At 36.8% G+C, this 12,638-nt stretch carries 10 protein-coding genes; 5 read left to right on the top strand and 5 right to left on the bottom strand.

The window, feature by feature from the left end:
* Window positions 1–243 precede the first annotated feature (243 nt).
* Entirely contained in the window at window positions 244–1,023 is a 780-nt protein-coding gene (locus tag VB694_RS24895) for a hypothetical protein (RefSeq protein WP_323363005.1), read from the top strand.
* 69 nt (window positions 1,024–1,092) lie between these two features.
* Here VB694_RS24895 and VB694_RS24890 read toward each other — a convergent pair whose 3' ends face one another.
* The gene (locus tag VB694_RS24890; protein WP_323363007.1) at window positions 1,093–2,430 is read right to left on the bottom strand and encodes a Mur ligase family protein; all 1,338 of its coding nucleotides are present in this window, start codon (window positions 2,428–2,430) and stop codon (window positions 1,093–1,095) included.
* A gap of 195 nt (window positions 2,431–2,625) precedes the next feature.
* Here VB694_RS24890 and VB694_RS24885 point away from each other — a divergent pair, with 195 nt between their 5' ends.
* On the top strand, window positions 2,626–3,216 hold the full coding sequence (locus tag VB694_RS24885; RefSeq protein WP_323363004.1) for a thylakoid membrane photosystem I accumulation factor: 591 nt from the start codon (window positions 2,626–2,628) through the stop codon (window positions 3,214–3,216).
* A gap of 200 nt (window positions 3,217–3,416) precedes the next feature.
* On the top strand, window positions 3,417–4,025 hold the full coding sequence (locus VB694_RS24880) for a hypothetical protein (RefSeq protein WP_323363003.1): 609 nt from the start codon (window positions 3,417–3,419) through the stop codon (window positions 4,023–4,025).
* A 120-nt stretch (window positions 4,026–4,145) separates the two neighbouring features.
* Here VB694_RS24880 and VB694_RS24875 read toward each other — a convergent pair whose 3' ends face one another.
* Both VB694_RS24875 and VB694_RS24870 read right to left on the bottom strand, forming a co-directional pair.
* Entirely contained in the window at window positions 4,146–4,988 is an 843-nt protein-coding gene (locus VB694_RS24875) for a lysophospholipid acyltransferase family protein (protein ID WP_323363002.1), read from the bottom strand.
* Between the two features lie 93 nt (window positions 4,989–5,081).
* A complete protein-coding gene (locus VB694_RS24870; RefSeq protein WP_323363006.1) occupies window positions 5,082–6,518 on the bottom strand; it encodes a carotenoid oxygenase family protein in 1,437 nt (478 codons plus the stop codon).
* Window positions 6,519–6,634: 116 nt separating this feature from the next.
* Between VB694_RS24870 and VB694_RS24865 the strand changes: the two genes are divergently transcribed.
* Window positions 6,635–7,975: an alkaline phosphatase gene (locus VB694_RS24865; protein ID WP_323363001.1), complete on the top strand. Its 1,341-nt coding sequence runs from the start codon at window positions 6,635–6,637 to the stop codon at window positions 7,973–7,975.
* A gap of 86 nt (window positions 7,976–8,061) precedes the next feature.
* On the opposite strand, the gene VB694_RS24860 is transcribed toward VB694_RS24865, so the two are convergent.
* Complete coding sequence (locus VB694_RS24860) at window positions 8,062–10,521, bottom strand: NACHT domain-containing protein (protein WP_323363000.1); 2,460 nt, start codon at window positions 10,519–10,521, stop codon at window positions 8,062–8,064.
* Complete coding sequence (locus tag VB694_RS24855) at window positions 10,511–11,776, bottom strand: S8 family peptidase (RefSeq protein WP_323362999.1); 1,266 nt, start codon at window positions 11,774–11,776, stop codon at window positions 10,511–10,513. Before VB694_RS24855 ends, VB694_RS24860 begins: the two co-directional genes overlap by 11 nt.
* A 70-nt stretch (window positions 11,777–11,846) precedes the next feature.
* Here VB694_RS24855 and VB694_RS24850 point away from each other — a divergent pair, with 70 nt between their 5' ends.
* On the top strand, window positions 11,847–12,599 hold the full coding sequence (locus VB694_RS24850; RefSeq protein ID WP_323362998.1) for a thioesterase II family protein: 753 nt from the start codon (window positions 11,847–11,849) through the stop codon (window positions 12,597–12,599).
* Window positions 12,600–12,638 lie beyond the last annotated feature (39 nt).

The following is a 12,638-nucleotide window of genomic DNA, read 5'->3' as shown; positions in this document are numbered from 1 at the left end:
ATAGATGATAAATTGATCTGATGAAATCGGGGATCTTCTTGTTCATAACTCATTGAGGATTGCTATGTTTTGTAGTTTATGTAACAGTTTTTTTCTCTTATTGTTAAGATAATCACAAACAAGCGATGACATCAATCGTATTACTGCTTGTATTCATGGTATAAATATCATCAAATTGACTTCAAGATAAAATAATTGAATCCACTGTCAAATACTGATTTCAATCATCAAAGGAAATTATCTATGCAACTAATTGAAGCTCCAAATTTTCAGGTAATTGCCGGTGAAAATGCAGTTCCTATTTCTCAGTTACCTCCTATTTGGCAAAATATCGCTGCGGGAAAAGCAAATGTAGGATTTAAGAACCCACAGATTTATCTAGAAATGGCGCAGTTATTTCAATATAAACTAGCGCAAGGTGATGTAGATTTATTTAATGAACGTCCAGAATTAATTCATCTCAAATCGGCATTTTCTCAGCTATTTGGAAAATTAGCTGATGAAACTTTAGAATTTTATGGAAATGATTTTTTAATTGATCAATATCCCAATTTTGAACAACTGATTAGAGATGTGGAATCAAAGGGATCAGAGTATGCAAATGAGGTAAAAGTCGCTCTGATAGGGATGGAACTTTTTAATGAGTTTGGATATGAACTACCTGCTAGTTTCTATCATGTACATTTAGCTCCAATTTACCGAGATCATGTATTTGAAGAACGTGCTTTAAGATTTGATAAAAGAGATATTGAACATAAACGTTCTTGGGATGCAATTTTACACGCCGGTAAGGTTTTTGCCATGCAAATGAAGGTACAAAGTATTGCTTCTAAATACGGTTTTACCTATCATCATGGTTGCGGTTGTAATTCTCATCTTTCTTCTATAGATGCTGCTGAGGGAGAATTTAATTATGAAATAAATCCTGAAAAATATCAACGTTGGCTGAGAAGTTTTATTTGGACTGCTTGGTATGAATATGCGTTTTTTCAGATTGTTCCTAATACCAGTTATTTAGTTTGAATTTTTTGAGATTCCCTGATTTTCTTTAGATCCCCGACTTCTTAAAGAAGTCGGGGATCTCAATCGGTTTTAAAGAATTTTCCTCCCTGTTAAAACTTCCCTAACTTCTAACATTGCTGAATAAGTAGGAAGAATATGTAAAGTCTCATTTGCTGGTGTATGTTCCAAAGCTGTAGTAATAGCTTTCCTTAAATCTGACTCCACAATTAAGTTAATCTTGCTTTCCACAGACTTTTCGCTATAACGCAATCTTAACGCCATATCATACACGCGATCGCCACTGACAATCAACGTTCCACCGCGTTCTACTAATTTCTCAGTATCTACATCCCAAATCCAAGATACATCAGTTCCGTCAGGAGTGCGGTCATTTAAAACCAACAAAGTAGTTTTATCCTGACTTTGCGTAACTACCCGAATAGTTTCATTAGTTCCCACCGGATTTTTAGATAATAAAATCCTCACCTTTTTACCATCAATTACCAAATCTTCCGCACGTCCAAAAGCAGCTTGAAAATTGTTAATACTTTCTCTAATTGTGGTTTCATCAATTCCCAATTCCTTCGCAGCAGTAGCAGCGGCTAAAGTATTATATTTATTGTACAAACCCACGAGAATTTGTGACCATTCACTACTTTCTAAACTTGGTTGACTCTTACTAAAACCGCAACTAGGACAAGTAAAATCTCCTAAATGAGATAAATAAACACCTTCGTAATCTAAAGAATGTCCACATCTGGGACAATAAATAGAATCTACCGCATGAGGAATAGCTTCTAAATAATTTTCTGGTTCATTTAAACCAAAAAATAACACCTTTTGATTTAACTGCTGACCTAAATATGATAAAGTTGGATCATCAGCATTGGGAATAACTACCGTTGCTTCTGGTAAAGTGGAAATAACCTTTGTCCAACGTTTGCTAATGGTGTCAACTTCACCGTATCTATCAAGTTGATCCCGGAACAAATTTAAACAGAGAATAATTCTAGGTTGCAGCGGTTTTAAAATCTTGGGAACTATATTTTCATCAACTTCTAAAATCGCATAGTCAACATCTAAAGAACCTAATAAACTGGTATTATCAATTAAAGCCGTCGCTAAACCATTTTCTAGATTTGCACCAGTAGAATTATGAGCAATTTTGTAACCTTTGTTTTCTAAAATAGTGCATAATAATAGGGCAGTTGTAGTTTTTCCATTCGTACCCGCAATCAAAATTACCCCGTTTTTTACCTGCTGACTCAATAATTGTAAAAGTCGCGGTTCAATGCGTCGCGCAAGAGAACCTGGTAACACACTAGCAGCACCAAGACGGAAAGAACGTACCAAAAATGTGACACTTTTAGCAATGGATACCGCTAAACCCAGTCGGACTCTATCTATAAGTTGTATTTTTTTTCCCACAGCAGTTGTTAAGTAATAGTCTTTAATTACAAAATTAATCTTGCCAGTGTAGCGAATCCTGGCAAAAAATACCAGCAATTTAAAATTAAAATCCCAAATTGGTACGAGAGAGAAGACCACTACAAGTTATCGTCAAAAAATAGCACTCAGATGTAATTATATATCTAGGCAAAGTGTTGAATAAGGTTTCTGTTGATGAATAGCATAAAGTGGCTTTTTTTACAAACTAAAATAATTGCTAACTGGCGACAGTTGGTGTCAAAATGCCTATTATTGCTGCTTTGCCTGTTTTTCATAGGTATACAGCCAGCTTTTGCAGGTATGAAAGATGATAGATACGAAGGTAATATTTTCGTAGTTTTTGCTGGTAATGGGTCTTTAGTTCCTTCCAAACTAACTCTAGCTAAAACTTTAGCAGAACATAAACCCGCAATGCTGGCATTTTATGTAGATGATAGCAGCGATTGTAAACAGTATGCGGTCTTTATTTCCCAAACTCAAGCATTCTATGGACGGGCTGCGGAAATTATCCCTATCGGTGTTGATACTATTCCCGTGAAGGAAAGCTACGAACCCACAGAACCAGGATACTACTATTCAGGAGTTGTCCCTCAAGTTGTTCTTTTTGACCAGTCAGGTAAAGTTATCTTGAATAAAAAAGGTCAAGTACCTTTTGAAGAGATAGACGACAAATTTAGAGAAGTGTTTAATTTGTTACCTCGTGACCAGTCAATTGAGTTTAAGCAACGTTCATTTAATGAATATAGTAGTGAATTGAGTCAGTAAACATCTTTACACACAAGACTTAAATTGTCTGGAAGTCCGCACCGGCGGACTTATTTTCTATTTCATCATTTCTCATATCCAGGTTAATATTTTTAGTTTGTTCTGATACTGCATTTACATTGTTGTCAAGAGATAATATTTAAATTACAGATGACTAATGACTAATGACTAATAACCACTAACTAATTAGGTTTGTTCCGATGTCTAAAGTTTATAATACCCTGGAACTCATCGAAATTTTAGCAGCAGAAAGGCGAGCTTGCTTGAAAGGAGAACGCTTAAAGTTAGAGGTGACAGTTTCAGGCAATCCTTTTATAGACCAGTTTATCAGAACGGAAGGGCTACAAAAATTTACGGCTTATCAAGATTTTAAAGCTTCTATTCATGAATATCAACGGGAAAATCAAGTTTCTGGAATTGTTTGGAAAGATTTGACAGTTAAAGGCAAAACCTTGCATTATCCAGAAGTTGACACACAGTTAATTGCTTTAAGTGGTGATTTGGAAATATTAAAAGCAGCAAAAAAATCCATGCTGGAATTTTGGGATCAAATTACAGCAGAAATGGAATTTTATTTGAGTGTTAGTAATGGTAAACTCCACGAAAAAATAAATACTTTAGATATAGAAAGAATTGCCCAAAGGACAGAATGGGCAAGTTTTTTAAAGTGGGAAAACTCGAACTTTTTAGAATTAATTTTGCAAATGGGTTGGGGAAAACCAGAAGAAGCTGCTTATAAACGAGGAAGACCACATTCAGGTAGTGAGTTTATTCATGCAGTCAACCCTGGTAATTATCCTATTGGGTAATTGGGGATTGGGGATTGGGGATTGGGGACTGGGGACTGGGGACTGGGGACTGGGGACTGGGGACTGGGGACTGGGGACTGGGGACTGGGGAGAAATATTTACCTTCTGACTCCTGACTCCTTATTTATTAGCTATTTTGATCAAGTTATCTAATTCTTGCTGCATCTGACTTCTTACTAATTCATAACATTCATTAACATAATTGCGATCGCTCGCTGCTTCTCTTCCATAGCGTTCAAAAACAATAGGTGGACAAACCCTGGTATAAATACGCGCTGGCAAAGGAATATTCGGCAATGGTCCAACCGCTAAACCCCAAGGTAAACCCAAATAAACAGGAAACACCAAAGGATCAACATCAAACAGCCAAGGCATCCCCCACTGATGCAATTGCTGCATAATTTTATATAAATCAGCCAATACAATCAGGGTATCATGCGCCCCCCAGGAAATAGCGGGAACAATGGGGACATTTTCCCGCAGTGCTAACTTAATAAAACCCCGACGTTCAGCAAAATAAATCTGATCTCGCATTTGATGAGGTCTAAACACATCCTCAGCACCTCCAGGATAAACCAACACACTAGCGCCAGCACGGAAAGCCGTATAAGCCATTTTGGGATGAGCCATAACAGCGCCACCTTTCATGGCCATTTCTGCTGCTGGAGGAAAAACTTCCCAAACTTTCGGGTGCATCAAACCGTAAATTGGTCTTTGCGTACCAAACCGACGTAACCAGTCGTACATCATCATAGATGTATCCGGGGATGCCAAACCGCCATTGTGGGAAGCAACAAAAAGGACTTTTCCCTCTGGGATATTTTCCCAGCCACTGGTTTGGACTCGAAAATAGTAATCGTATAAAATACCCAATACAGGCATGAGACTTTCCATGAACTTTGGATCTCGCTCGTCCAAAGACCACCCTGGTTTTGTTTTCTGGGGATGTTGTAGTGTTAACATCGAAGCATTGTATAAAGATATATGAAGAATCCTAAATCATTTTAGGAGTTCAAGGAGTCAGGAGTCAGGAGTCAGGAGAAAGAAAAATATTCCCTATTCCCCAGTTTTCCAAGTCCCGTGGAAGCTGTGGGGGATAACATTGGGTAGTCCGAGTTTACAAACTGGTTCTTCATTCAAGTGTTGGCTATCAAATATCCAAACTTCGCTACTATCCGTATTACCATCATAAACCACTGTTAACACCCAACCTTGGTCAGAGCTTTGGATATCTTGAGCGTGAATAGGTTCACAAGGATAACAATTTTCTTCTAAGTTTGCTTCTGTCAGAGTTCCAGTTTGATGATCAAAACCAGTAATACTATTTAATATCTCTCCTTTAAGATCCAGTCCTTCTCGAAAAATAGACATATAGCTATAACGAGAAAACTTACCCACATTTTTTGCAGGAACAGATGGAAATTCACAAGTTCTATTTAACAAAGTTTCAATTCCACTTACTTTGCCAGTTTGCGGATTAATTTGTACTCGCGTCAAGGTGGTTTTAGCAACTGTTTGAGTTTCTCCAGTTGCTACTTCCCGCAAATATTCATTAGTTTGAAAATCTGCATATTTAGCAAAATCAATAATTACCGTCCCGCTATCATCAACATAACCATTTCCAAAATGCCACTGAAACCAAGGTTCTGTTTCTCCTCGACTCACCACAGACAAAGTTTCTCTATCAATAACTATAATCTGAGTTCCCTTTTCTGGTTGCCAAGTTAAAGAATCACTATAGGTACTCATTCCCAATAAAACAGGCCAAATATTTAACCGTACCGCCGGAGCCAAAAATACTAAATATTGTCCTGCTAACACAAAATCATGTATAATCGGAAAACCTTCTAAGGTAAACTTTGCCTGTTTGAGAATTTTTCCAGTAAAGTCACTTTTGTACATAAGCAGTATGGCATTAGGTCCAGGAGTCATGCCAAAATTAAATATTTCTCCGGTTTTATAGTCAATTTTAGGATGTGCAGAATAGGGTTGTCCTTTAGCCAAACCACCTAAATTATTTAAACCTTTCGTTTCCAAAGTTTCTAAATTTAGTGCGTAGGGATGATCACCTTCCCATAGCGCTAAAAGTTGATCAGGTAATGCCAAAACTGAAGTATTTGCAGCGTGTTTAACTGGTTTTCGCCATTGATTCCAAATTGGACCCGGTGCAGTCATGCCATAATTACCATACAGTAATTTACCCGCCGCAGTTTCTTCTTGATAACCAGCAGTCTGCACATAGCGATAAACCCCAGTAGCACCTGCATCGCTAAAATGGACAGCTAAAATAGCCCCATCTCCATCAAACCAATGTCCTACTGACACACCACCCCGTTCTAATCTGGCTGCACCATTGCGGTAAAGTGTACCTCGTAACCCATCGGGGATTTTACCCGCAATAATTGGTAATTGAGTGGGAGGAAATTCTGTTGCTGGTTGGGATATGGCTTTTGCCCAAGTTTTTTTAGTTGACTTTTTATCAATTGTCTGCATAGTAATTTTGCTGCTATAGAATTTTGCTTGTGATGACGATTTCTTAATCATCACCCATTAGAGTATGAATTGTGGAACGAGCTTTTTGATTGTACTAATACTTTAAATGTAAAGCAATGTTACAACGATTGAATAAAAAAGTTATCGGTTTCTTACTTTTGGCTTTGCTATCTGTCCTGAGTTATACACCACATATCTTAGCCAGTAATGCTTCTAGTTCCGGTAACGTGATATTTATACATCCAGATGGTACAAGTGCGGCTCACTGGGGCGCTACCAGAATACTTTTTCAAGGTGCAGATGGCAGATTAAACTGGGATAAAATGTCAAATTTGGCTGTTTACCTGGGACATATGAAAAACCAACTCTCTGCCAGTTCCAATGGTGGTGCAGTAACTCATGCTACCGGAGTAAAGGTAAATGCTGACTCTTTCGGGTTGGATGCAAATGGTAAACCTGTGGTGGCACTGTCTGGGAAACCGCAGACAATTATGGAAGAGGCCATGAGTGCGGGTAAAGCCACCGCTATTATTAATTCTGGCATGATTCATGAACCGGGAACAGGTGCATTTTTAGCGAAATCTCCCAGTCGTCGCAATTTTGCAGACATCACCAAACAAATAGTAGAATCTGGTGCAGATGTGATTTTAGGTGGTGGGGAAATGTGGTATCTTCCTAAAGGAAAAGCGGGAAGACATTCCACCACAACCCAAAGTCAAAGAACTGATGGGTTAAATTTAGTAGAAATTGCGAGAAAGAAAGGTTACACTGTTGTTTACAACCGTGATGAATTATTGAAGTTACCAACAAATACTAAAAAGGTGTTAGGAATTTTTGCAGCTGATGATACCTACAATGATGAAACAGAAGAAAACTTGAAAAAACGGAATTTACCGTTATATGTTTCTACTGCACCGACGGTAGCGGAACAGTTGGATGTAACGTTAAAGATTTTATCACAAACAGGTAAAAATTTCTTGATTGTTTTGGAAGAAGAAGGAACAGATAATTTCGGGAATTATAATAATGCCATTGGTTGTCTCACAGCCTTAAAACGTGCTGATGATGCCGTTGGGGTAGCAATGAAATTTATTGAGAAAAACCCGAATACTTTATTAGTAACTGCGGCTGATAGTGACGCTGGTGGTTTAGAATTGGTAGGAGCGACAGAGAAGGATTTTCCCTTTGATAAACCGTTACCAGAAAAAGGTAAAAATGGCGCACCTTGGGATGGAAGAGAGGGAACAGGAAGTTTACCTTTTATTTCTGCACCTGATAAACATGGTAGGCGTTTTCCCTTTGCTATATCTTGGTCTGGTTTTGGTGATAATGCTGGGGGGATAATAGCAAAAGCGCATGGTTTTAATGCTGGGTTGTTACATGGAACGGTGGATAATACAGATATTTATCGGTTGATGTATCGGACTTTGTTTGGGAAGGAATTAAGGAAAAATTAAGACATTTCTCTAACCTCTCCCTAACCCTCTCCTCTTAGGAGAGGGAAAATAGGTATTTGGCTGATATTCTCATTTTTGATTATGACTCAATTAACAGGAGGTAACAACATCCTCCCCTCTATTGCTTCCCTGGTTTCACGAGACACGAACAACGCAGCATATTTACATTGGATAATCAGGTAATTAGCATACAGATAATATTCTAGTGCTTGGGCTTCATCCTGGGATAAATTAATCATTTCTGGAGTAAGATGAAAAGTCTTTAATAAGATTTTGCGGAGGCGATTAACAAATACATTATACTCTTGGCTATGTGTTTGATTCGGATGAATTTGAGCTTTTACTGCTTCTAATTGAGTAATCAAAAAAGTAAAGTTGACTTTATTGAATATTTTTAATTCTTCAAGTCTATTAGTATACTCAATAGCATCGTTAATAGCAGAGTTATTAATAGCTTCAGCAACAGCAATAGCGTAAGCGTAAATGTTATCAATAGCTTTAGCAGTGGCAATAGCAATCGCTTCGGCGTAAACTATGATATTACCCTCGATGTAGTTGATAGACTCAGCATAAGCAAAAGAATTAGCATAAGCGATGACATTGGCATTAACGAGCGCAACTGCACGTTTACCCACTGGTTTATAATTACCCTCAGAGCCTAATGTGACATTTTCTGCCCAGTTCAATAAAGCCTGTAACTTAGGAGTATTAATATATTTTTGTGCTGCCTTTTCCATCAATAAGAATAAATGATCAGCACCACCCCGCATTACTCCAGCAACTAATAGAAATACCTCTTTCCACCTGTTATCTGTCAGGTGTTCAGTAACTAATTTTTCAACTAACCCGTGATCATAAATATACTGTGCTGTTAAATATTCCTGTAAAGTCAGATGAGAAAAAGAATAAACATCTCTAGCACGTTCTACTAAAATTCCCTGTTCAATAGTAATAGCATCCAATACTTTACCAGAATCTAAATTTTTTGGTGCATTATCATTGCTAGATAAAAATCTTTTAATTTTATTTGAAACTTCTTGCTGAGAAAAGAAAAGTTTATCTGCTGCAAAATAATGATAAGCAATTTCCGCTAACATTATTTTTTCTAAATCAATACCCAGTTGACGATAAACTGGCTCATTTGGTAATCTCTTTTCTGCTGCCCATCTTCTCAACAAAATATCTAAAGCATTAGCATATAATGTAGCTCTTTTCTCTGGTAAATCTTGAGATTCATCATACTCTAAACATAGAAAAGTTAATAGTAATGGGGTTCTACCTAATTCCTTAGTAGCTTCTTCACTCTTGATTTTATTCCAGCACTTTTCCGCAGTACCCAATTTTTTATCTACTTCTGAATAAAACCAGTTATTAATAAACTGCTGAATTTGTTTATCATCAAAATCGGCTATCGCAAATTCTTTAAAATCCTTAAATTTATTTTTATAGGCAGCAGTTCGACAAGAAATTATAAAATAGTTGTGATTATATCTATTTACAAATTTTTTTATTTTCTGAATCGCTAAATCCAAATTTTTATTTGGTACTTCGTCTAATCCATCGAGCAAAATTAATAATTTACCGTTTTCTAATGCTTTATTCATAAAATCTTCGCTGAATGGTAAATAAATATACGCGAATTCTTTTTGAATAAATTCATATACATTAATATTTATATCCGTTAATTGTTTTAGTTCTATTAAAATAGGAATACATTCACGCTGAATTTGACCAGATTTACCTTTAAGTGCTTCTAGTCCTATTTTCCTTAAAAAAGTTGATTTACCTGCACCCGGTTGTCCCAAGATCATTAAATGTGCATATTGGTTAGCAATTTTTATTCCATCTTGTCTTGCAGATTTTTCATTAGTCAATCGGCGACTACCATTTTTACGATAATTTTTTTCTAAAGCAGTTATTGATTCAAATTTTCCAATTTCATCAGGTTGTAAACATTGAACTTCTGTATAAATATCATCTAAATTGACAGGTTGCGGCATTCCCAAAACTCGCAAACGATTATATCGCTTTTGATAATTTAGAATATATTGTTTAGAACCCTGATAAATTAATTTTTTTGTTTTCTGGTCTAACTCAATTTCTAATATTTTAATATACAATTCCGCAAAATAATTAACTGCTTCATCAGGTGCAATTTCTGGCAATCCTATTAATTGATCTAAACTCACATGATTAACACCAGATAATTCTAATGAGCGTAATATATCCGTTGCTGAACCTTCAACAACTAAAACACGGCTCATTGTGCCGCCCTGTGTTTTTAAAGACAGTTTTTGTAATTCTTGAACTGTGTCACCTATAAGTTCAGAAAGTTGAATTTTACGCTGTTCAATTAACGCTTGTCTGTAGACTGTAGGTGATGGAAAATCAGCAGGTTGCAAATTTAAAACATTTTGATTATTCCTGAGTTGATTGTCATCACCCAAGGTCATAATTACCCGCATTTTTTCATCACCCCTGGCATTCATTAATGCTTCTTCTAGCAAAGGGTCAATTTTATCAATGTGGTGTTCTTTAAGGTTCATATAATGCCTTTGGTACTTGAACTAAACCTTTACCTTGGCGTTCTTTATCCAGTCCTAAATCTTTACAAGTAGAAAGTAGTTCATTAACTAAATCAAGGTATGTAATTTTTTGATACTTCTCTAATATTAACGCAGCTACACCAGAAACAATGGGAGTTGCCATTGATGTGCCGTCCCAAGCTTCATATCCTCCACCCATGACACTAGAATAAACGACTTTCCCTGGTGCAACTAAATAAGGAACTTGATACTGATGGTTATTAATTGCTATTGTGCCACTACCACTAAAGGCAGCAACTTGATAATTTGAGTTTATAGCACCTACAGAAAGCGAACCTCGACAATTAGCAGGTGTATCAGTTCTGTTTATACCATCATTACCAACAGCACAAACAGGCAGAATTCCTACAGCTAGTAAAGAGTCAATTAAATCACTAATTCCATCAATAAATATGGGAATACCTGCGGAAATGTTGACTATATTTACTTCTGGCTGCATAGCTAACCAGTCCAACCACAAAAATAAATCTGATAAGTTACCTGAACCTCCTGGTATTAATATGCCGCTAATGAGTTTGGTTTCGGGTGCTACTCCAACTTCTTGACTACAAATTAACCCAGCAACATGAGTACCATGACCTTCTGTATCTTGAGCAGATATAGGTTGAATTTGCTGTGTTCTATTATTCAAACTGTAAGATGCAGCTACTTTACCTTTTAATGCTGTGTGGGTTTCATCAATACCTGTGTCCAAAACAGCAACAGTTATATCTTTACCTGTACCAGAAAATCCTTGCTGACGTGCTAAATTCAGGGATATGGCTTCTAAATGCCAAAGGTCATCTGTACTGAGAGTATCTTTAGAAGCGGCATTATTGCGTTCTGGTTGAATTAATTGTATTGGTTGGTCACGTAAAATTAAAGCATTAGGTAAATCTTGACGTATTTGCTCAAATTCTTCATCGGGTATATCTACAACTTTTGAACCCGTAATATTTGAGTAGGTTGGATATTGGGTAATTTTATCCGTATCTTCTAAATAACTGCTAATTTCTTGATATACAGGGTCTTGTTGCCAAAAATTCACCACTTCTGCAACTTGTGAAGGACGACTTTCACGGGTAAATTTTCTCGATGCTAATTTAAGAGAATGCGCTACCGATGTTGTCTTAGGACGAATAATGTAAACACCCATTAAATACTCCTCACACCAACCTGAATGATAAACACTGGTATTAGCCAATATTCTAGTCATTTTATGGGATTATCAGTGAATATATCTAAAAAATCCAGTTAAATCTTATTATCCACACCTAAACCCCATTATGACAACCAAAACCACCTTCAACTCCTGGGTAACTTGTCCTAAACCCAACCCCAACGCCAAATTACGCCTATTCTGCTTACCCTACGCAGGAGGTAGCGCCATGATATTTCGTACCTGGCCTAATTCTTTACCTCCAACCATCGAAGTTTGTCCTCTAGAACTTCCAGGACGGGGAAGACAAATGAAATTACCTCTCTATGCAGAAATGCAACCTTTGGTGAGGGAAATAACCCAAAATCTCATCCCCTATCTAGATAAACCTTTTGCTATTTTTGGTCATAGTATGGGTGGACTCGTCAGCTTTGAATTAACTCGTTTACTACGCTCAGAGTATAATTTGACTCCCTTGCATTTATTTATATCTGCTCGCAATGCACCACAAGTTACTCCCACAAAACGAAGGATTTACAACTTACCTGATGCTGAATTTTGGCAAGAAATTCTCAATTATAATGGGACTCCTGATGAGGTCATAGAAAATGAAGACATTATCAAAATTTTTCTACCTATTCTCCGGGCAGATTTTACGGTTTTAGACACTTATGTTTATACACATCAACCACCTTTTAATTTTCCTATTAGTGTTTTTGGTGGGTTGCAAGATACAGATTTTATTGATTATGAACTAGAAGCATGGCAAGAACAAACTCTTGCTAATTTTTCTTTACATAAGCTGGAAGGCAATCATTTTTTTATCCGTTCTCATGAAAAGCTTTTGCTTCAACAAATAGCTCGAAAATTGGAATTATAATATTCCTGCCATCCAATTGATGACCACACCTAAGAGGAT

It is taken from the genome of Anabaena sp. UHCC 0451 (assembly GCF_034931405.1).
Classification (GTDB): domain Bacteria; phylum Cyanobacteriota; class Cyanobacteriia; order Cyanobacteriales; family Nostocaceae; genus RDYJ01.
Note: the sequence above shows the minus strand (reverse complement) of the source record. Positions and strands in the feature narration are given on the sequence as shown.

What these genes read in the sequence shown, in the direction of transcription:
- VB694_RS24895 (WP_323363005.1), top strand. Translation starts at nt 244, where the DNA reads ATGCAACTAATTGAAGCTCCAAATTTTCAGGTAATTGCCGGTGAAAAT.
- VB694_RS24885 (WP_323363004.1), top strand. Translation starts at nt 2,626, where the DNA reads ATGAATAGCATAAAGTGGCTTTTTTTACAAACTAAAATAATTGCTAAC.
- VB694_RS24880 (WP_323363003.1), top strand. Translation starts at nt 3,417, where the DNA reads ATGTCTAAAGTTTATAATACCCTGGAACTCATCGAAATTTTAGCAGCA.
- VB694_RS24875 (WP_323363002.1), bottom strand. Translation starts at nt 4,988, where the DNA reads ATGTTAACACTACAACATCCCCAGAAAACAAAACCAGGGTGGTCTTTG.
- VB694_RS24870 (WP_323363006.1), bottom strand. Translation starts at nt 6,518, where the DNA reads ATGCAGACAATTGATAAAAAGTCAACTAAAAAAACTTGGGCAAAAGCC.
- VB694_RS24865 (WP_323363001.1), top strand. Translation starts at nt 6,635, where the DNA reads ATGTTACAACGATTGAATAAAAAAGTTATCGGTTTCTTACTTTTGGCT.
- VB694_RS24860 (WP_323363000.1), bottom strand. Translation starts at nt 10,521, where the DNA reads ATGAACCTTAAAGAACACCACATTGATAAAATTGACCCTTTGCTAGAA.
- VB694_RS24855 (WP_323362999.1), bottom strand. Translation starts at nt 11,776, where the DNA reads ATGACTAGAATATTGGCTAATACCAGTGTTTATCATTCAGGTTGGTGT.
- VB694_RS24850 (WP_323362998.1), top strand. Translation starts at nt 11,847, where the DNA reads ATGACAACCAAAACCACCTTCAACTCCTGGGTAACTTGTCCTAAACCC.